General features: G+C 39.3%; 21 protein-coding genes. 4 read left to right on the forward strand and 17 right to left on the reverse strand.

Translation table 11 applies throughout. From position 1 onward, the window contains the following. Positions 1-5: 5 nt before the first annotated feature. Together H5120_RS04855 and H5120_RS04860 are read left to right on the forward strand one after the other, a co-directional pair. Positions 6-1,988, forward strand: a complete 1,983-nt coding sequence (locus H5120_RS04855) for a phytase (protein ID WP_182673773.1) — start codon at positions 6-8, stop codon at positions 1,986-1,988. 174 nt (positions 1,989-2,162) lie between these two features. Next, positions 2,163-2,828 carry a hypothetical protein gene (locus H5120_RS04860; protein ID WP_182673774.1) on the forward strand — a complete coding sequence of 222 codons (666 nt, stop codon included), beginning with the start codon at positions 2,163-2,165 and terminating at the stop codon, positions 2,826-2,828. A gap of 99 nt (positions 2,829-2,927) precedes the next feature. On the opposite strand, the gene cyoE is transcribed toward H5120_RS04860, so the two are convergent. From cyoE to H5120_RS04945, 17 genes are all read right to left on the reverse strand, one after another. After that, positions 2,928-3,812 carry a heme o synthase gene (cyoE, locus tag H5120_RS04865; RefSeq protein ID WP_002958102.1) on the reverse strand — a complete coding sequence of 295 codons (885 nt, stop codon included), beginning with the start codon at positions 3,810-3,812 and terminating at the stop codon, positions 2,928-2,930. Between the two features lie 9 nt (positions 3,813-3,821). Then, positions 3,822-4,178 carry a cytochrome o ubiquinol oxidase subunit IV gene (cyoD, locus tag H5120_RS04870; RefSeq protein WP_002958101.1) on the reverse strand — a complete coding sequence of 119 codons (357 nt, stop codon included), beginning with the start codon at positions 4,176-4,178 and terminating at the stop codon, positions 3,822-3,824. Next, on the reverse strand, positions 4,178-4,804 hold the full coding sequence (cyoC, locus tag H5120_RS04875; RefSeq protein WP_002958100.1) for a cytochrome o ubiquinol oxidase subunit III: 627 nt from the start codon (positions 4,802-4,804) through the stop codon (positions 4,178-4,180). The genes cyoD and cyoC overlap by 1 nt, the downstream gene beginning before the upstream one ends. Continuing rightward, positions 4,801-6,789 (reverse strand): cytochrome o ubiquinol oxidase subunit I, encoded by a 1,989-nt coding sequence (gene cyoB, locus H5120_RS04880; RefSeq protein ID WP_024596558.1) that lies wholly within the window; start codon positions 6,787-6,789, stop codon positions 4,801-4,803. Before cyoB ends, cyoC begins: the two co-directional genes overlap by 4 nt. Positions 6,790-6,791: 2 nt before the next feature. Then, positions 6,792-7,751: a ubiquinol oxidase subunit II gene (cyoA, locus tag H5120_RS04885; protein ID WP_182673775.1), complete on the reverse strand. Its 960-nt coding sequence runs from the start codon at positions 7,749-7,751 to the stop codon at positions 6,792-6,794. Between the two features lie 318 nt (positions 7,752-8,069). Beyond that, entirely contained in the window at positions 8,070-8,489 is a 420-nt protein-coding gene (locus H5120_RS04890; protein ID WP_024603772.1) for a hypothetical protein, read from the reverse strand. Between the two features lie 1,293 nt (positions 8,490-9,782). Next, the gene (nqrM, locus tag H5120_RS04895; RefSeq protein WP_007376137.1) at positions 9,783-9,995 is read right to left on the reverse strand and encodes a (Na+)-NQR maturation NqrM; all 213 of its coding nucleotides are present in this window, start codon (positions 9,993-9,995) and stop codon (positions 9,783-9,785) included. Positions 9,996-10,096: 101 nt separating this feature from the next. Beyond that, entirely contained in the window at positions 10,097-11,128 is a 1,032-nt protein-coding gene (locus H5120_RS04900; protein WP_182673776.1) for an FAD:protein FMN transferase, read from the reverse strand. Between the two features lie 110 nt (positions 11,129-11,238). Then, a complete protein-coding gene (gene nqrF / locus H5120_RS04905) occupies positions 11,239-12,468 on the reverse strand; it encodes an NADH:ubiquinone reductase (Na(+)-transporting) subunit F (protein WP_002958895.1) in 1,230 nt (409 codons plus the stop codon). An 18-nt stretch (positions 12,469-12,486) separates the two neighbouring features. Beyond that, a complete protein-coding gene (gene nqrE, locus H5120_RS04910) occupies positions 12,487-13,095 on the reverse strand; it encodes an NADH:ubiquinone reductase (Na(+)-transporting) subunit E (protein WP_002958896.1) in 609 nt (202 codons plus the stop codon). Positions 13,096-13,105: 10 nt separating this feature from the next. Next, complete coding sequence (locus tag H5120_RS04915) at positions 13,106-13,738, reverse strand: NADH:ubiquinone reductase (Na(+)-transporting) subunit D (protein WP_002958897.1); 633 nt, start codon at positions 13,736-13,738, stop codon at positions 13,106-13,108. Continuing rightward, positions 13,738-14,490 carry a Na(+)-translocating NADH-quinone reductase subunit C gene (locus tag H5120_RS04920; protein ID WP_002958898.1) on the reverse strand — a complete coding sequence of 251 codons (753 nt, stop codon included), beginning with the start codon at positions 14,488-14,490 and terminating at the stop codon, positions 13,738-13,740. The genes H5120_RS04915 and H5120_RS04920 overlap by 1 nt, the downstream gene beginning before the upstream one ends. Further along, on the reverse strand, positions 14,483-15,685 hold the full coding sequence (locus H5120_RS04925) for an NADH:ubiquinone reductase (Na(+)-transporting) subunit B (protein WP_002958899.1): 1,203 nt from the start codon (positions 15,683-15,685) through the stop codon (positions 14,483-14,485). Before H5120_RS04925 ends, H5120_RS04920 begins: the two co-directional genes overlap by 8 nt. A gap of 4 nt (positions 15,686-15,689) precedes the next feature. Continuing rightward, positions 15,690-17,033 (reverse strand): Na(+)-translocating NADH-quinone reductase subunit A, encoded by a 1,344-nt coding sequence (locus H5120_RS04930; RefSeq protein ID WP_024596562.1) that lies wholly within the window; start codon positions 17,031-17,033, stop codon positions 15,690-15,692. A 629-nt stretch (positions 17,034-17,662) separates the two neighbouring features. Next, positions 17,663-18,856 (reverse strand): enoyl-ACP reductase FabV, encoded by a 1,194-nt coding sequence (gene fabV, locus H5120_RS04935; RefSeq protein WP_182673777.1) that lies wholly within the window; start codon positions 18,854-18,856, stop codon positions 17,663-17,665. 113 nt (positions 18,857-18,969) lie between these two features. After that, positions 18,970-19,281 (reverse strand): BolA family transcriptional regulator, encoded by a 312-nt coding sequence (locus tag H5120_RS04940; RefSeq protein ID WP_024596564.1) that lies wholly within the window; start codon positions 19,279-19,281, stop codon positions 18,970-18,972. 61 nt (positions 19,282-19,342) lie between these two features. Then, positions 19,343-19,954 (reverse strand): alpha-ketoglutarate-dependent dioxygenase AlkB, encoded by a 612-nt coding sequence (locus H5120_RS04945; protein WP_024604969.1) that lies wholly within the window; start codon positions 19,952-19,954, stop codon positions 19,343-19,345. Between the two features lie 42 nt (positions 19,955-19,996). Between H5120_RS04945 and H5120_RS04950 the strand changes: the two genes are divergently transcribed. Both H5120_RS04950 and H5120_RS04955 read left to right on the forward strand, forming a co-directional pair. Beyond that, positions 19,997-21,139 (forward strand): methyltransferase, encoded by a 1,143-nt coding sequence (locus H5120_RS04950; RefSeq protein ID WP_024604970.1) that lies wholly within the window; start codon positions 19,997-19,999, stop codon positions 21,137-21,139. After that, a complete protein-coding gene (locus H5120_RS04955) occupies positions 21,140-21,700 on the forward strand; it encodes a YajG family lipoprotein (RefSeq protein WP_165744317.1) in 561 nt (186 codons plus the stop codon). The last annotated feature ends 1 nt before the right edge of the window (position 21,701 follow it).

Genomic DNA, 21,701 nt, shown 5'->3' on the forward strand with positions numbered 1-21,701 from the left:
ACAACATGAACTTTAAATTAAAAACATCTATTAGCTTAATTGTAAGTAGCTTAGTGCTTAGTACATTAAGTGCATGTAGCAATAGTAACATGGCTACAAATACGGCAGTAAAAAACACATCCGATAAAGTAGTCATTAATAGTACTGAATTTGGTCCAACAGATAACATGCAAGGCTCACAAGCGGCATGGTTAAATAATAACAATTGGTTGCTAGCAAGCGAAAGCAAAGGCTTAGTGTTAGTTGAAAGTGAAACGCAACAAAGCCGCATTATAAAAAAAGGTAACTTTGAAGCGCTTGCTGTCACTAAGCTAACAGCACACTCATTTTTGGTTGCAACTATTGATAACAATCAAGATAACGTAGTTATATTTAAGCTTGAGCACACTCAAAGTGGCTGGAATACAATTGAACTAACCCGCATTAACCCACCACAAGCACAACCCGATACGGTGTGTTTATTTGCTAATAAAGCGAGTGAATCAATATCGGCATTTGTACCTGATGTACGCGGGCTAATTACCGAAACTATTATTTTTGATACAGCGAATAATAAAGCGGTTAACGTAAATGTACGTGAATTTTCTGGCGTTAGTGAGGCATCAGGTTGTGCTGTAAGTACAACAACAAATACCTTATATGTAAGTGAAAGCGAAGTAGGCATTTGGGCAATAAACGCGAACGCGGAATCGCAAGCAGATAAAAAACCGATTGCTTTAGTCGCCCCCTTTGGAAAGTTACACAGTGAACTAGGAGCTATTTCAGCTTCGCAAGATGGTATTATCTGGTTTACTAGTACCAAAAACAATACTGTGTATGCTTATGATCCAATTAGTAAAGTGCTTAATAACTGGATGTTAAATGGTGACTTGAGCTTGGAATCGGTAGCGGTAAATTACACAAGTAACAACGCGGCAACGGCAGTGCTGTATAACGATGAAACAGGCGCTTATATTAAAAGTACATTACCTGTAACACCTATCAAAAAATCATTAAAAACCAATACTCAATCAATCACTCAAATAAAGGCAAGTGCACAAACGGTCCCCGTTCAAGCATTTGGTGATGCAGCAGACGATCCGGCAATTTGGGTTAACCCTAAAGATGCAGCAAACAGCTTAATTTTAGGCACCGATAAACGCCGTGGACTAATGGTATACAGCCTAAATGGCAAGCTTGAACAGTCACTTGAAGTTGGTCGTTTAAATAACGTAGACCTGCGACAAAATAGCACTATTAAAAACAGTACCAATACATTAATAACTGCCAGTAACCGAACGCTTAACGGTATTAGTGTATTTACAGTACAAGCTAATAATAGTGTGAAGTACATTGCTGATATTCCTACCAATCTTGATGAAATTTATGGCTTATGTATGTACTCGTCAAATACGGGGAACTATGTATTTGTAAATGATAAATCGGGGCTATATCAGCAATATAAAATCAGTGAGAATAACGAAAAAATAACAGGCAAACTTGTTCGCGAGTTTAACCTACCAAGCCAACCAGAAGGCTGTAGTGCAGATGATGAACTAGGACAATTATTTGTAGGCGAAGAAGATGCCGGTATTTGGTTTATAGGTGCAGAGCCAACGGCAGGCAGTACACCGGTTATGCTACAAGGTATAAATGAGCAACTTGTTGATGATGTTGAAGGTATGGAAATTTACCACAGCGACAAAACACGTTATTTAGTTGTTTCCAGCCAAGGTGATAACAGCTACGTATTGTATAAAATAAAGAATGGTACTGCGGGCATAAAAACACCTAGCTTAGAGTTTGCAGGTAAGTTTAGTGTAATAAGTGATTTGGTTAATGGTATTGATGGCTCATCAGAAACCGACGGATTAACAGTAACAGCTAAGTCCCTTCCGGGTTATCCTGAAGGTATTTTAGTTGTACAAGATGGTTATAACCGTATGCCACAGCAGCCTCAAAACTTTAAAATAATAGATTGGCGAGAAGTAAAAAAAGCAATTAAGTAGTGCTTATTTAGTCGCGATTATTTTAATGTCGTTTTGAGATTACCTTGAAATTGTATAAAAGGCTCATTTGAGCCTTTTATACAATCCTTTGCAGTTAAGTATTAAGTGTAATTAACTCAATGTAATATATATTTTTATACTACAATTTAAGCTCATAAATTAATTGAGATTATAATGCGCTTACTACTTACTTTATTACTAATCACTTTAAGTGGCTTTGCCGCAGCTGAAGAAGAAAAAGCAGAACTTCCACCGGTAGACCCCGCTTACAATGCTGAGCATCCTATGGCTTTGGTTAATCAAGGCTCATCTATTATTGCAATGAATTTATCCACCTATAATTTACCCAATGATGTGCAAGTTGTTTATAAAATAGGAAACCCAGATGTCGCACTCTTAAATTTTGTTAGAAATGCTGAGCTAATCACGGTTAAGCCACAAGCGTTTAATATTCAACATTTAATGCGTGGTGAAGAAATTACGATTATTGCCGATATTTACGAGGGTGATTATCAACAAGGTGGTAGTTTAATTTACTCAAAAAAAGAGCTTGAACTGACTAAGCAACTGTATGCCAGAGAGCTAAAAGATTTAAGTGAATCATCGCAATGGCAAGATTACGACATGATTAATCTGGGCGGGACTGAGCGTATTTATATTCATAAAATTCAACAAGCGCCGAGCTATAACCATCTTATTTTTGTTGATTTAGTTAACGCATGTATGCAAAAGCTTCGTACCTCAAAACGTGTCCCAGCTGAAAATGAGCTTACCTATAAATTTATTAACTGCGGCACGCTTAAACCTCTTTATTACAATGCTGATGATTTTAGAAAGTAAAAGGGTGAGAATACTGATGTTCAATTATTTTAATATTTAGGTATAAAAAAAGGCCCTTTCGAGCCTTTGGATTAACTTTGGAATAGTCAAAAATTTTAATTAGGTCAGCGTTAACAGCTGTGGAGCAACGCTATGATAATCAACAGCCATAGCAATACTTAACGCTGTAATATTAATAATTGAAAATGCGAACACTTTACGTGCCCAGCTACTCATATCAATATTACGACGATAACCGCGCAGCGCCATTAGCAACCACCAAAAGCTGGTAATACAAGCAACAGCCATAAAAGCAGCACCTGTGTAGCCAGTAATTGGCAGTAACATCACAACTAGGGCATATACAGCAATGTAAAGTACGATATGGCGTTTTGCTTTGTCGATACCTTGCGCTACTGGTAATACAGGAATACCTGCAGCTTGATAATCTTTAAAGCGAAAAATAGCAATAGCGTAAGAGTGCGGCATTTGCCACAAGCTAAACATGACTAGCAGTATTAATGCGCCCATATCGAACTGCCCTGTTACGGCGCAGTAACCTACTACTGGCGGTACAGCGCCAGAAAGGCTGCCTACAAAAGTGCCATATACTGAGTTGCGTTTCATGTAGAGGCTATAAACCCCTACATAAATTACGTAGCCAAAGGCTGCAAAAAATACCGCGGCTTGAGTGGTGTAGGCGATAAGTAAACCAAAGCCCACAACACCCAATAAAATACCGTGACTAAGTGCAGCAAAGGCCGACATTTCGCCCGTTACTGTAACCCGCGTACGAGTACGCGCCATGGCCACATCTATGTCTCTATCTATAACATTATTGATAGCGCAACCTGATGCAACCACTAGCGACAAACCAATTAATGTGGCAATCATTAACCATGGGTCTATATCACCGCGCGAAGCAAGTAAAAACCCGCCCGCTACGCTGATCAAATTGCCCATAATAATACCCGGCTTTGTCACTGATAAATAACGACGAAACATCTTCAACTCCTAGTACATCATCATTGCGTTAGATTCATAAATGATCCAAACAGATAACCCAACAACCATTACGATGATCAGAGCACTGAATAGGAATGAGAAAGTACTTGCACGGCCATCTTCGGTGGTAAAATTAAGGTGTAAAAAGTATTTTAAATGCACCCAAATTTGTACGATTGCTAAAGTAACAATGCTCCAAAGCGTTGTTGCTTTTGAGAAGTCACCTTCCATTACCATGTAAAACGGTATAGCAGTTAAAATTACCGATAGCACAAAGCCAATTAAGTAAGTTTTAACACTGCCATGAGATTCATCATGATGATCACTTTGCGTTTGCTTTAACGCATGCGTTTCGCTGTGGCTCATTACATTGCTCCCATTAAATAAACAACGGTAAATACACAAATCCAAACAATGTCTAAGAAGTGCCAAAATAGGCTTAAGCAGCTTAAACGCGTTACGGTTGCTTTACCTAAGCCGCGTTTAGCAACTTCAATCATCATTATGGTCATCCAAATTAGACCCGCTGTTACATGTAAACCATGTAAGCCAACTAATGAGAAAAACGATGTTAAAAAGGCACTTTGTTGTGGACCATTGCCATGCACAATTAGGTGATGAAATTCGTATACTTCCATACCAATAAACACAGCACCTAAACAAAACGTAACAAATAACCAAGTCAGTGTTAGTGCCTTTTTTTGCCCTTGAGCGGCAATCATGGCAAAACCAAAGGTAATACTACTAATCAGTAGTGCTGCAGTTTCTACTGCTACAAAGTCGAGTTCAAAAATATCTTTACCCGATACGCCACCGGCTGTGTTCATAAATAACACAGCGTAAGTGGCAAAAAACGAGGCAAACAGTAGGCAATCGGTCATTAGGTATAACCAAAAACCAAATACGGTATCACCCGAAGTATCGTGGTGATCATGCGCGTGGGCATGATCATCGTGTGATACAGAGTCTAAATTTGCAGAAAGTGTACTCACGCTTTTAACTCCTTAACGCCACTTGAATTATATGCAGCTTCAATGCGTGCAATTTCATCAGGTTGTATATAGTAATCAACATCGCTGGTGTAACAACGTTTGATAAATATGGCAATTCCGCCTACTAGTCCAACAACAGCTAACCACCAAATATGCCAAATCATTGCAAAACAAAATACTGTTAAACTTGCTGCCATTAACACGCCAGCTGATGTGTTTTTAGGCATATGAATAGGGCTGTAGTTTGCTTTATCTTGATATGCTTGACCTTTTTCTTTCATATCGGTCCATGCATCAATATCATCGATATGTGGAATTGTTGCAAAGTTATAAATTTGCGGAGGTGAACTTGTAGCCCACTCAAGTGTGTGGCCGTTCCACGGATCGCCTGTTGTATCGTCAAGCGCTTCACGGTCTCTAAAGCTCACATATAATTGAATTACTTGGCTGATAATACCAAACATAATAATTACAGCACCGCCTGCGGCAATGTATAACCACATGTTCCAATCTGGGTTGTTAGTGTGGTTTAAACGACGTGTCATACCTAAGAAACCAAGTACGTACAGCGGCATAAATGCTACGAAGAAACCAATAATCCAACACCAAAATGATGCTTTGCCCCATTTTTCATTAAGTTTAAAGCCCATTGCTTTAGGGAACCAAAATACAAAACCGGCCAGGTAACCAAACACAGCACCACCAATAATTGTGTTATGGAAATGTGCTATTAAGAATAAGCTGTTATGCAGTACATAATCAGCGCCAGGAATGGCAAGTAATACACCGGTCATACCGCCTACGGTAAAGGTAACCATAAAGCCAAGAGTCCAAAGTACCGGTACACTTATACGTAAACGACCTCGGTAAATAGTAAATAACCAGTTAAACAACTTAACCCCAGTTGGTACGGCAATAACCATGGTCATTACCCCAAAGAACGCGTTAACGTTAGCACTCGAGCCCATAGTAAAGAAGTGATGTAACCAAACAATAAAGCCTAAAATTGAGATTGCACCACTGGCGTAAACCATCGATTTGTAACCAAACAAACGTTTACCGGCAAAGGTCGAAATAATTTCAGAAAAAATACCAAATGCTGGTAATACTAGTATGTATACCTCAGGATGACCCCATGCCCAAAACAGGTTGATGTACATCATGGCGTTACCGCCCAACTCATTGGTAAAGAAGTGGAAGTCGAGATAACGGTCAAGCGTTAGCATTGCAAGTACAGCAGTTAAAATTGGGAATGATGCTGCAATTAAGATGTTTGCCCATGTACATGCCCATGTGAAAATTGGCATTTTCATTAGGGTCATACCTGGTGCACGCATTTTAAACACGGTTGCTAAAAAGTTTACGGCTGTTAGAAGTGTACCGAGCCCGGATATTTGCAAGGCCCAAATATAATAATCGACCCCCACCCCAGGGCTAAAGGTCAGCTCCGAAAGCGGCGGATATGCCACCCAACCTGTTTTTGCAAACTCACCAAACACAAGTGATAAGTTAATTAAAATTGCACCACTGGCTGTAAACCAAAAACTTAAATTATTTAAAAATGGAAAAGCAACATCGCGAGCACCAATTTGAAGTGGTAATACAATGTTCATTAGACCAATCATAAATGGCATTGCCATAAAGATGATCATGATTACGCCGTGGGCAGTAAATATTTGGTCGTAGTGTTCTGGTGGTAAATAACCTGGCGCACCACTGGTAGCAAGTGCCAACTGCGCACGCATCATTATTGCATCAGAAAAACCACGAAACAGCATTATTAGTGCTAAAAGAATATACATTACGCCTAAGCGTTTGTGATCAACAGACGTGATCCAGTCGCGCCAAAGCACGCCCCATTTTTTATACTTTGTAATAAGCCCGGCGATGATAAGCCCAGCTATCGCAATAACCGACATCGTGAACACAAGAATTGGCTCATGAAACGGAATTGCGTCGAGTGAAAGATTACCTAATAACGACATTATTATTCCTCGCCTTGGCTGTGAGATGAAGGCATTGAGTGCTCATTCATTTCATGATGCTTTTTACTCATTTGCCCATGTTCGCCCATTGCATGGTGTTTTTTGTTCATATCGCCATGCGCCTGCATATACTTCATAACAATGGTATGAAATAAGCCGTCATCAACTTTTCCGTAATAGGCTACAGGGTTATTTTCACTTGCTTTTGCAAGCTCAACATAGTTTGCATGAGTCAGGTTGTTAGCGCTTGAATTCGCTTTCACATCACTCACCCACTTATCAAAACCAGCTTGGGTAGGTGTAGCAATGGCATTAAATTTCATGCCAGTGAAACCTGCGCCGCTGTAATTTGCAGAAAAGCCTTTAAACGTACCTGGCTCATTTGCAATTAAGTGAAGCTTGGTTTCCATCCCAGCCATTGAGTATATTTGACTACCCAATTGCGGAATAAAAAAGGAGTTCATTGTGCTCTCTGAAGTGATTTTATATTCGACAGGTACATTTGCTGGGAACACTAATTCATTAACCGTAGCAATACCTTGCTCAGGATATATAAATAGCCACTTCCAGTTTAACGAAACCACTTCAACAGTAAGATGCTTACCTTTACCTTCAATTGGTTTGTAAGGGTCTAGCTCTTGGGTAGACTGCCAGGTAATAACACCTAAAATGATTACAATAACAATAGGAACAGCCCAAACAACGGCTTCAATTTTATTTGAATGAGCCCATTTTGGAGCATAAATTTCTTGGTTTTGAGTGTCTCTATATTTCCAAGCGAAATACAAAGTCATCACAATAACGGGAACGACTACAAGCAACATAAGCACGGTTGCGATGATGATTAAATTTTTCTCATCAATGCCTATTTGCCCTTTTGGATCGAGTATCCCGCCTTTACAGCCTGACAACGCCAGCACTGTACTAGCTAAAGCAATATTACAAAGGTTACGAATTAACAAGGGAGTATCCTACAAACCTAGAGTTTCAATTTGCTGCTTAAAATAAAAACCAAAGCAACGATTTTTCAATAAAAACCCAAGTTAACTAGAATTAAATTATAAAAATAAGGGGGCTATTCAAAACCTAAAGCTCATGCCATTAATGACCTAGCAACAAACCCAGCTTTCTAAACGCATTTATATAACGTAATAAAAGTTAACTTGGGTGAGTGGTGGTTGGCTGAAATGTGTTTAAAAAACACGGAGCTACTTTGTTTTAGCTAACCTTAATTATTTACAGCAAGAACAAATAATTAAAACCAGCAACAAGATGCAGCGTTACAGGCAACCTGTAAAGCTAGGTGGAGCACGACAACCGTGTGAAGAGATCACAGGCTGAAGAACTTTAGCCTCGCTAAAAGCAAAGGCTGCTTTACGGAGGATTATGCCAGCACGACGCGCTGGACAAATATGGAACAATAACCAACAAAGGCCAATAAGTAACTGACTTGATATGATCGGATGAGCTAAAAATTGCGCAAGATTAAGTAACAGTGGCTCTACAATAAACCCATCACTTAATAGCGCTTCAAGCTTGAAGGCATCCTCTAATGCACCGCTTAGCAACATTACAGTATTAAACACTAATAAAGTTATAGCTACACACACGCCCTTGCCTGCTTTATTCAAGCGCTCACACGTTTGCGGCTCGCCAGAGGCAAGTTCCGTAGTTGTATGATACAAAGAAAGTGTGTTCAAAGACATTAACCTACTAAAATGACTATAACAAAATTAGAGTAATACAGTTTGCAATGGAAAAATCTAAAAAACATTGCTGTTGTAAGCCCTAAAACCAGGTGCTAAATACAATCAAATCCAGCTAGCACATATTTACCTAGCGAAAATTGATCCGTATCAACCAAACTTTCAAAACTTACTGAAAGTTCGAACTTGAGTATAACAAAGAGAATTTTCTGTTCAACTAAAAATCAATTAATTTGAGTTAAGCTTTCGAAGCTATTTTGTTAATAAAAAATAACACGATAAAAAACATTCGGTTAGTTCATATAAAAAACGATTTAAAGAGAAATATTTAATAGGATTATAGGTTTTTAGGAGGGAGTAATAATTGTGTCGCACAAATAAAAACAGCCCAAATTCAGTCACCACCGAACTTGAGCCGCCTTTCACACTGACAACATCTTCACACACAATATAAAGATTCTTGGTTTACATTACGTGGCGTTGTAGGGAAATAAAAACAACTCAAATGCAGTCACCACCGAACTTGAGTTGCCTTTCACACTGACAACATCTTCACACACAATATAAAGATTTTTGGTTTACATTACGTGGCAATTGTAGGGAAATAAAAACAACTCAAATGCAGTCACCACCGAATTTGAGTTGCCTTTCACACTGACAACATCTTCACACACAATATAAAGATTCTTGGTATACATTACGTGGCATTGTAGGGAAATAAAAACAACTCAAATGCAGTCACCACCGAATTTGAGTTGCCTTTCACACTGACAACATCTTCACACACAATATAAAGATTCTTGGTTTACATTACGTGGCAATTGTAGGGAAATAAAAACAACTCAAATGCAGTCACCACCGAACTTGAGTTGCCTTTCACACTGACAACATCTTCACACACAATATAAAGATTTTTGGTTTACACTGCGTGGCAATTGTAGGGAATAAAAACAACTCAAACTTGTTCTTTATGGAAGTGAATCCACCGAACTTGAGTTGCCTTTCACACTGACAACATCTTCACACACAATATAAAGATTCTTTTAAGCGAGGTTAACTTATGCCTCAAGCTTATGACGAGAGCCTTGCTCTTTGTCTATGGTTAAACTTTAGAGTGTTAGCTCCAATTTGACAAACGAGAAAAATAAACCTAATAGGTGAAAAAAACTAAACTATATACCTTTGTCTAATACATTTAGATTGGATTGCTTTGGAAGCTATGATGCGAAGGCGTTTTACAGGCACAAAAAAAGCGCTATAAAGCGCTTTTTAATATTTAAGACAGGCTTAAATAATTTGGTTTTCTTTCCAAGCTTGCTCTTTTGCTAAACGGTTTTTGCGTTTATCACATGGATCATCGCAATCACAGGCTTTATCAATACCAACCGAACCTAAACCACCACAGCTGCTTGCCATAGATTTTTTTTGCACGATCATACCAACGGCCATAGCCGAAACTATCAAAATTAGTAAGCCAAAAGTAAGAAGAAAAAGTGACATTGCTTAGCCCCTATTGATCAGCAATAAATTAAACTCAAATATTTTTGAGCGACTGCTATTATATACCCAAATAACACGGAAATAAACAAGTCAGCACCATACTATAAATAAGGCTTAAATGCTGGGCTTGAGTAGGTAATTAAACCCTCTTTTGATTTACCTATTAAATAAACCGGTAAATCATGTTGCTCAGCATAAGCTTGCGCTTTTTGCATCCCCATTACAGTAAGTGCCGTCGCTAAACCATCTGCCGTCATAGCGCTTGGATGAAGCACAGTTACCGACACTAAGTCGTGCTTAATAGGCATACCTGTTGCTGGATCAATTAAGTGGGTATAGATCTCGCCATCCATTTTATAAAAAATACGGTAATCACCCGATGTCGCTATACCACTTGTACCTGGCGATAAAACACGGTGTACCTTACGCTCTCCAGGTTGCGCATCTGGTTGCTCAATCGCAATTTTCCAATCCTGATTATTTGGCTTTTCACCCGCTATACGCAGCTCACCACCAATCTCAACCATGTAATTAGTAATGTCGTGGCTTTCTAATAACTGGGCAACTTTATCAATACCATAGCCCTTAGCTGTTGCCGAAAAAGAAAGCTCCAGTCCATTAACTGTTTTAGCCAGTCCTTGCTCATTTAAGATAAGTTTATCAATGCCTATTTTTTCAACCATACTTGCAAGCTCTTCATCACTTGGGCGATTAGTTGGTTTTTTATCAGGCCCAAAACCCCATAAATCAATTAAAGGCCCCATTGTTACGTCGAGTGTTTTAGTCGATTCACCTAAGCGAATAGACTCGCTTATAACAGCCCTAAAATCTTCGCTAATTGGCATGACTTGATTTGCAGGTAATCTGTTAAATGTATTTATTTCAGAGTCTTCTATGTAAGTAGACATAGATTGGTTCACATCTTTTAAAACAGCGTCTATTTGCAGCTGTAGTTGTGAAGCCGATAGCTGGGCTTGCTCATCATAATATTTAATATGATAAGTGGTACCCATAGTCTTACCTTCTAAAAAGGTTTCTTTTAACTCTGGCTTTTCACCACACCCAGACAATAATAAAGTCAGTGTAATTAGTAAAAAGGCCATTATGCCCTGTGAAGTACTTACTCGATTCATAACAGCTCTACTTAATAGATTGATAAAATTAAAAAAATAAAAAAAGCCTCGTAACACAAGTGCTACGAGGCTGGTATTTTAACCAAAACTAAACTGTTTTGGTATTAGTGTTAGCCACCGAAGTCATCTAGTAAGATATTTTCGTCTTCAACACCTAAATCTTTAAGCATAGTAATAACTGCCGCATTCATCATTGGAGGACCACACATGTAGTACTCACAATCTTCAGGCGCTTCGTGATCTTTAAGATAGTTCTCAAATAACACGTTATGGATAAAGCCAGTATAGCCTTCCCAGTTATCTTCAGGCTGTGGATCTGAAAGTGCTGTATGCCATACGAAGTTAGGATTTTCAGCGGCTAGGCCGTCAAAATCTTCTACGTAGAACATTTCACGCTCAGAACGTGCACCATACCAAAAGCTCATCTTACGTTTTGAGTTCAAACGTTTAAGTTGGTCAAAGATATGAGAACGCATTGGCGCCATACCAGCACCACCACCAACAAATACCATTTCTGCATCAGTGTCTTTAGCAAAGAACTCACCAAATGGACCCGAAATAGTTACCTTGTCGCCTTCTTTAAGTGACCAAATGTACGAAGACATTTTACCACACGGCAAGCTAAGGTTTCTTGGAGGTGGAGCAGCAATACGCACGTTAAGCATAATGATGCCTTCTTCTTCTGGGTAGTTAGCCATTGAGTAAGCACGAATCGTTTCTTCGTCTACTTTTGACTCCAGATCGAAGAAACCAAAATGGTTCCAGTCGCCACGATACTCTTCAGGAACATCGAAATCTGCATATTTAACATGGTGAGGTGGAGCTTCGATTTGGATGTAACCACCCGCACGAAACGGCACTGACTCGCCATCTGGAATTTGCAGCTTAAGTTCTTTGATGAACGTTGCTTTGTTATCATTAGAGATAACTTCACAATCCCACTTCTTAACACCGAAAATTGACTCTTCAAGCTCAATTTCCATGTCATTTTTAACATTTACCTGACACGCTAAACGACAGCCTTCACGGGCTTCACCTTTAGATATGTGATCAAGCTCAGTTGGCAGAATATCACCACCACCTTCTTTAATGTGTACACGACACTGACCACAAGAGCCACCGCCACCACAAGCAGATGATACAAATATACCTGACTCAGATAGTGCGCCTAAAAGCTTACTACCTGCTGATGTTTTAATGGCTTTATCTGGGTCGCCATTAATGCCGATGATAATATCGCCACTTGCAACTAACTGAGATTTAGCACCAATGATGACTAAAACCAGTAGTACAACGATAGCGATAAAAACACCAACGCCTAAGAAAATCTGATAATCCATGATTTATCCTCGCTACCTTTACAGTGAAATACCAGAGAATGACATAAAGCCAAGTCCCATTAAACCAACAGTGATGAAGGTAATACCTAAACCACGTAAGCCGTCAGGTACGTCTGAGTATTTCAGTTTCTCACGGATACCTGCAAGTAATGTAATTGCAAGTGCCCAACCAACACCAGCGCCAATACCATAAACAACAGACTCGCCGAAGTTATAGTTACGCTCAACCATGAATGATACCGCACCAAATATTGCACAGTTAACTGTGATAAGTGGTAAGAAGATACCTAACGCGTTGTATAGTGCAGGGAAAAACTTATCTAATGCCATTTCAAGAATTTGCACAAGTGCTGCAATAACACCAATGAAAGTTAAGAAACGTAAAAAGCTAAGATCTGCATCTGGGTAACCTAACCAAGTTAGTGAACCAGGTGCAAGTACCGCATGATAAACCAAGTTGTTTACAGGTACAGAAATACCCAATACAACTATAACCGCTATGCCTAGACCAATTGATGTAGTAACTTTTTTAGATACCGCTAAAAAAGTACACATGCCTAAGAAGAATGACAACGCTAAGTTCTCAATAAAAACGGCTTTTACAAATAAACTAATATAATGTTCCACTATTTGCCCCTTACGCTTTAGCTTCTACTTGGTCTTTCTTATAAGTACGCAGTACCCATATGAATAAACCAATGATGAAGAATGCACTCGGTGGTAAGATCAATAGACCCATAGGCTGATACCAACCGCCATCTTGTACTAATGGGATAATATCAACACCGAATAGTGAACCCTTACCAAATAGCTCACGAATGAAACCAACAGTAAGTAGTACTACAGAGTAACCTAAGCCGTTACCAATACCGTCAAGGAATGACATAAGTGGTGGCGACTTCATCGCGTATGCTTCAGCACGACCCATTACGATACAGTTAGTAATGATTAGACCAACGAATACAGAAAGCTCTTTTGCAGTAGCATAAGAAAATGCCTGTAATACTTGGTCAACAACGATTACCAATGATGCGATAATGGTCATTTGTACGATGATACGTACAGATGATGGGATCTGGTTACGAATAAGCGAGATAAAGAAGCTCGAAAACGCAGTTACAAGTGTCAATGCAATTGACATGATTAACGCATTTTTTAAGCTAGACGTTACCGCTAGCGCAGAACAAATACCAAGTACTTGTAGTGCGATTGGGTTGTTAGCTAAAACCGGACCAAATAGGACCGCCTTCATTTCTTTAGTATCAGCCATTATTTCAATGCTCCTTTACGTACTTTCGCAAGGAAAGGGCCAAAGCCATTTTCGCCAGTCCAAAAGTCAACTGCATGATCAACACCGTTAGACGTTAATGTAGCACCTGAAAGACCATCGATCTTATGCTCATCATTGCCCGCAGTACCTTTAACAATTTGAATTGGAAGTTCTTTACCTTCCCATGTAGCAGTCCACTGTGGATTTTGGATTTCGCCACCAAGACCTGGGGTTTCATTATGCTTGTAAAAGATAATGCCCTTAACTGTTTCACCATCGCTTTCAAGCGAGATAAAACCGTACATTAAGCCCCATAAGCCGTAGCCTTGGATAGGAAGAATGATTGCATCAACTGAGCCATCTTCTTTTTTAGAGATATACACCGGTGACTCTTTAGTCACACGTTGAATACCAGCAATATCTTTAACGCCTTTCTCTTGAAGAGAAACACTTAGCGCTGCATCATATTTGCTTTTTTCAAAGTCAAAGATTGTTGGGTCTGTATCTACAAACTCACCTGTAGTCATGTTTACAACGCGCGCTTCGATTTTTGCATCAAATGTTTCAAGAACATTTTCAACTTTGTCGATGCCCGCAGCAGCTAAGATATTGCTTTGAATATCTTTGTTTTTATTAGCTTGCTGTAAAGGACGAAGCTGTACAGAAGCAAACGATACAATGATTGCACACACTAAACATAGTGCTACAACAACTGATAACGTTTTGCCGATTGATTCGTTATTACTAGACATTACGTGCCAACCTCCGCTTAATATTAGCCTGCACTACAAAGTGATCGAACAGTGGAGCGAACAAGTTAGCAAATAAGATTGCTAGCATCATGCCTTCTGGGAAAGCAGGATTCACAACACGTATCATAACCACCATAAAGCCAATTAATAGACCATATGCTAATTTACCTTTGTCAGTAAATGCAGCTGATACAGGGTCAGTAGCCATAAAGAACATACCAAACGCAAAGCCACCAAGTACAAAATGCCAATACCAAGGCATTGCAAATACAGGGTTAGTTTCTGAGCCAACAGCATTTAATAAAAATGCAGTTGCTACCATACCTAGGAATACACCTAGTACGATGCGCCAAGAAGCGATACGAACGTAAATTAAGAACAAACCACCTACTAATAATGCAAGTGTAGATGTTTCACCTACAGAACCTTGAATGAAACCATAAAACGCATTCCACCATAATTCCATGTTTGCAAAGTCAAGTGTGCCAGCAAATGCTTGGCCTAGCATAGTTGCACCAGAGAAAGAATCTACTGCTGTCCATACTGTGTCACCTGAGATTTGAGCTGGGTATGCAAAGAATAAAAATGCACGACCGGCTAAAGCAGGGTTTAAGAAGTTACGGCCAGTACCACCAAAGATTTCTTTAGCGATTACTACACCAAACGTAATACCTAACGCAACTTGCCATAAAGGAATAGTTGCTGGCAAAATAAGTGCAAATAATACAGAAGTAACGAAGAAACCTTCGTTAATTTCATGCTTACGCACTGAAGCAAATATAACTTCCCAGAAACCACCTACTGCAAATGTTACAGCGTAGATAGGTAAGAAGAAACATGCTCCATAGAACATCTTAGCGCCCCAGCCTGCATCAGCGGTTAACTCACCACCGAATAACTGGAACAAACCAACTTGCCACGTGTTTGCTAATTCAAAACCTTGTGCTAAAGCACCAGCGGCCTGATGACCGATATTGAACATACCAAAAAACATAGCTGGGAACGTCGCCATCCACACTAAAATCATCATACGTTTTAGGTCGATGTTATCGCGTACGTGTGTCGCGCCTTTATTTACGTAGCCTGGTGTATAAAAAATAGTTGCAGCTGCTTCATACAGTGCATAAAACTTTTCATATTTACCACCGGCTTCAAAATTCGGCTCGATATCTTCTAGATATTTTTTTAAACCCATCTCTCTAGCCTTCCTTCTCGATCGTAGTTAAGCAATCGCGTAGGATAGAACCATACTCGTATTTGCCTGGACAAACGAAGGTACATAACGCTAAATCTTCTTCATCAAGTTCAAGCGCGCCCAATGAAATTGCACTGTCTAAATCACGTGCAATTAAGTCACGTAATAATAGAGTAGGCAAAATATCTAACGGCATTACGCGCTCGTAGCTACCAATTGGTACCATGGCACGTTTTGAACCACCTGTTGACGTTGTCATTTTAAATAAACGACTTGGTGCAAGGTGAGAAAGGAATGTACGCGTTACAGAGAATTTATCACTACCTGGTGCAATCCAGCCAAACAATTCTTTTTCGCGACCTTCAAGTAAAACAGATACTTGAACGTGGTAACGACCTAAGAATGCATGAACACCGTTTGAAATAGAACCCGATAGAACAGAACCAGAAATAACGCGGTTATCTCCGTCTTCTAACTCACCAGCCACTAAATCATCCAATGAAGCACCTAATTGTGTTTTCACTAAACGTGGGTTTTTAACGCGAGGACCTGCAAGCGAAATAACACGATTTGTGTAAATTTCACCAGTAAGGAATAAGTGACCATACGCAATAACGTCTTGGTAACCAATATGCCAAACTTGTTTGCTAACAGAAACTGCATCAAGATGATGGATATGAGTGCCAACGAGGCCAGCCGGATGCACACCACCAAACTCATGTACTTCTACTTGAGCTATAGATGAGCTAGGAACTTGGCTGCCTGCTTTTTTACACACAAATACTTTGCCATCAGTCAAACGCGAAACAACTGCAAGACCCGCTTCAAATGCTTGCGCATTTTCTGCAATAATTACTGCAGGATCTGCAGCTAATGGGTTTGTGTCGATTGCGGTCACAAAAATAGAACTAGGATTTGCATCCACAGCCGCTACTTTGCTGAATGGGCGAACACGAAGTGCTGTCCATTGACCAGACTGGATAAGTACTTCTTTGGCTTTTTCGCGCTCTAAGCTCGGAAGCTCGTCTGCTTTGAAAGAGTCAAAGGTGATTTGCTCACTGCCTGCTACTTCAATAACAACAGATTGCAGCACACGTTTAGCACCACGATTTATTTCTTTTACTGTACCAGAAGCTGGAGCAGTAAATAGGACGCCTGGGTTCTTTTTATCTTCAAAAAGTACCTGGCCTTTTTTGACTTGGTCATCCACACGAACATGCATGGTTGGACGCATACCGATAAACTCTTCGCCAAGCACAGCTACACGTTTGACAGCAGAACCGTCATGTATAACTTGCTGTGGCGCGCCCTCTAAGGGTAAATCCAGACCTTTTTTTATGTTGATCATACGCACTTGCATTACATTAAAGGAAAGAAACTGAAAAATCGTATCAACCACGTCGCCATTTGAGTTATTCCAAGTTATATCAAGGTACAAAAGAGCAGCTTGCTAGAGATATCAAACAAGCAACGTAGTAAAACTCATCACATATTGTCGAGATTTTAACATCATTTTAGATGACTATGCGAGTGTATTTATGAAAATTATACGACAGAAACACTTATTTAGTTTTGTTAAGTGAATTAAATAAAAATCAAGCTAGACCAAAGTGGTAGCCTAAGCAATTATCATTCCTGATTTCATCGTAAATTCAACAAATCGCATAATACAAAAAAAGCCGCGATAGCGGCTTTTTATAACTAGGGCCTGTTGACCTTTCAGGATTAAAATTTGTTCAATCTAGGGGCTATTTAATCGCGGCGTGAGGTTTGTAACCTAGTGGGCTAAGTAAAAACCGAGCAACAAAGAGTAAATAGCCCCTAGGCAGAACCCTTTGGGCAACGCATGTTTGGCATTTATTCCACGTTATCGCCCATGTATGGGGAATAACCACACTACATAGGCTCTGCCTTGCCTAAATACCAAACAGACTGCTGCAAATTTAACCTCGAAAGATAAACAGGCCCTAAGTTCTGTTAGTCAATCATATTGGCAATTGGCTTAACTGAATCTACATCTTGATCGTAGTCAACACTATCTATACCAAAACCAAATAAGCGTAAAAACTCATTATGGTAACCAACATAATCTGTTAGCTCATCAATGTTGCTCGTATCTACTTTATCCCAAACAGCTTGCACGCGAGCTTGTACATCGTCTTCTAGCTCTTTGTAGTTTTGGAATAAATGTCCACCGTCGTCAAAGCGAGGTGATTCACCATACAAGTTTTCACTAAATAAAGCGTGAATTTGCTCAATAGTGCCTTCGTATGTGCCATCTGCTTTCATAACTTTAAATAAAGCAGAGATATATAACGGCATAATAGGAATAGCAGAACTTGCTTGCGTTACCACAGCATTAAGTGATGAAACATATGCCTCACCATTTAAATCTTTTGTTGATTCTTTAATAGCAGCAGTTGCACGGTCTAAATCTTCTTTAGCCTTACCAATAGTAGCGTGTCCGTATATTGGCCATGTTAGCTCTTTACCAATATAAGTGTACGCAGTCGTTTTAAAGTTATCGGCTAATACATCCGCTTCTTTTAATGCGTCAATCCACATTTCCCAATCTTCACCGCCCATTACTTTAATGGTGTTGTCGATATCGTCTTGGTTTGCAGCTTCAACAGTAATTTCATCAATTTCACGCTTTGATGTATTTAAGTTTTTAGTAGTAACGGCATTTCCAATTGGCTTAAGCGTAGATGAGTATACTTCGCCCGTATTTGGGTCTGTACGACGAGGAGACGCTAAGCTGTAAATAATACAATCTACTTTGCCCAAATCTGCTTTAATAGTGTCGATTGCTTTTTGTTTAATTTCGTTAGAAAACGCATCGCCATTAATATTTTTAGACCAAAGGCCTGCTTCGTCTGCTGCATCTTGAAAAGCAGCGGTATTGTACCAACCAGCAGAACCTGTTTTGCGATCTGTACCTTCTTTTTCAAAGAAAATACCTAATGTTTTAGCACCACCACCAAACGCAGCTGTAATGCGCGAAGCCAAGCCGTAGCCTGTTGATGCGCCAATAACTAATACATTTTTTGGTGCATTTTTTAATGCGCCTTGTTGTTTTACATAGTTAATTTGTTCTTGAACATGCTCTGCACAACCAGCTGGATGTGCGTTTGTGCAGATAAATCCACGAATTTTAGGCTTAATGACCATTGATCATCCTATATCTTTTACAATAAAAATTAGCGCTAGTTTAAAGGCTAATACTAAAAACACTGATCTGATCAGTTAACCACAAGTGTAACTATCAAATCACTATTAATTATTTAAGCTAATTTAGAGCCGCCCATACAATTAGGTGAATCAGGTGCCTCGCCGCCCTGCTCTGTATACTCATCGGGTGTATATGTATGAATTGCGAGTGCATGAATATGATTTGCTAATTCATCTTTTAGAATTTCATTAATTTCACGATGGCGCTGCAATAAACGTTTACCTGTAAAACCTTCGCTAACCACTATTACTTTAAAGTGTGATTCAGTGCCCGCACTGTGCATATGGCTTTCGTTAATTACGTTTAAATGTTTACACGCAATAGCGTTGCTTATTTTTTCTTGGATCTGTTGCTGCATTGACATAAAAGACCGTTTTAATTAGCTAATTTATATACTTACTATAACAATTTAACGCAGCGCTTGGCTAACTAAATTGCTTTTGTTTAATGTGCTTAATAAATCGGTAAGTTAAACTTATTCGAGGATGTGCAAGCGTTGTTTGCTTAGGTATTGCATGTTGATAATCTCGCTGGCTATGTCCATTCATTATTAAACAGCTGCCACTTTGTAATTTTAAGTCGGTTACTTTATTGCTCGCCTTGTGCTTTAACTTTAGAACCCGATCAGCTCCTAGCGAGACACACACAATTGTTGGTTTATCACCAAGCTCTATTTCATCATCACTGTGCCAGCCCATCGTATCATTACCATCTCGGTAATAATTAACGAGTAATGAGTTTAGAGGCTGATTTAAGTGCGCCTCTAAACGCCTTCTCATATTAAGTAACAATTCATCCCATGGCTCTACTATTTGCTTACTACTTGAATAGCCGTATTCAATATTTAAATCGCTCATGAAGCATTGTAGCCGTGGAATAGGCCCCGTTTTACCATAAACAGTTACATCGGGTTGCTGCCAACGTAGGTTTTTTTGCAAATAATAAAATAGATCGAGGCTTTTTTGTGCACTAAGTGCCCTACTTTGATAAGAAAAGCCATTTGGTAACTGTTGGGGGTTGGCGTTTTGCCGTTGCATGTTAGAATTTACCTACATTAGATTACTGATCAACGAACCATTATGACGACGCAAGCCCAGCTAGGCGATAAAACCTTTACTCTTGAACGCTTTCCTTTGGATCAAAAAAACCGCAGCTTACAAGCGTGGGATTCGGCAGATGAGTACCTTATCAATTATGTTAACGAACATCACCCTGATTGTCGCTCATTGCTTATTTTAAACGATAGCTTTGGTGCACTTGCTTGTTATTTTAATAAGTTAACGGTTTGTTCAGTTAACGATTCTTATATTAGCCACCAAGCTGCGGCTTATAACTTACAAGAAAACAAACTGCCTACAGCAGATTTTACACAATTAGATAGTTTGTCTGCATTACCGCAGGATGTTGATTTAGTACTTATTAAAATCCCTCGTAATGTAGGTTTTTTACAGTTTCAGTTAAGTGAACTCAGTGAAGTCCTTGCACCTGGTACGCCAGTAATTGCCGCAGGTAAAACAAAAGAAATTCATAACTCAACAATAAAATCATTTGAGCAATTTATTGGTGAAACAAAAACTAGCCTAGCAGTTAAAAAATCCCGTCTTATATTAAGTACAGCTAAAGGCGGATATAAAGCAGCAGATTTCCCTGTAACGTGGGAGCTTGAAGGTACTGAGTTTAATATAACAAACCATGCAAATGTGTTTTCGCGTGATTCGTTAGATATTGGTGCACGCTTCTTTTTTAACTACTTACCAGAAACACCAAAAGCTAAAAGCATTATTGATTTAGGCTGTGGTAACGGAGTTGTTGGATTAATGACGCTTGCTCGTTGCCCTAATGCATCAGTTACTTTTGTTGATGAGTCTTACATGGCAGTAGAGTCGGCTCGGTTAAATGTAGAAATTAACCTAGGCGATAAGTTTGATAACTGCGAGTTCATCGAAAACGACTGTTTAACAGGCTTTGAAAGAGACAGTGTAGATATGGTGCTTTGTAACCCTCCATTTCACCAAGCTCAGGCCGTTACCGACCATATTGCTTGGCAAATGTTTAAACAAGCAAAAGATACTTTAAAAGAAGGCGGCGAGCTGCGTATTATTGGTAATCGTCATTTAGATTATCATGATAAATTAAACCGTATGTTTGGCAACTGTAAGTTGCTAGGTTCAAACAAAAAGTTTGTCGTTTTAAGTGCAACAAAAAATAGTGGAATGCTATAAATGAAATTAACAAACATTATAATTGGGTGTTGTGTATTACTGATACTTGGTGGCTGCGCGAATCAGCCTAGCCAAGTAATACTTAACCCTGTTTATAAAAATGGTCAAATTAGCACTATAAATAGTAGCTTAAGTACTAGTGTAATTGATTTACGTGGCGATACATCAACACTTAAACTTATTGAGTCAGACAAAACTAAAACCTTTGCAAGCCAAGGCATTACCAGCTCTATTAAAAGTGTGTTAGACAGCGCCCTTAGCCGCAATGGAGCCAGTATTTCTAACTTAGCAACTGTTCGCTTTGAAGTAGATATTCATGCATTGCAAGCTGTTGTAACCGAAAAGCTAGTGAGCCATACCAGCGAAGCCCACATAGAACTTGGCGTGCGTGTTATTCGCGCCTCAAGTAACTTTAGTAAAGTGTATAGAGGTAGTGCTAATTTAGAAGGCCCATTTAGTCATGAGCAAGCAAAAATAGAAGGTCAGCTCAATAAGTTGACTGAGCAAGTTATTACCCGCATTGTATCTGACCCTGAATTAATAGAATTTTTAGAAGGTTAAC

This window comes from Pseudoalteromonas sp. SR43-2, assembly GCF_014163885.1.
GTDB classification, from domain to species: domain Bacteria; phylum Pseudomonadota; class Gammaproteobacteria; order Enterobacterales; family Alteromonadaceae; genus Pseudoalteromonas; species Pseudoalteromonas distincta.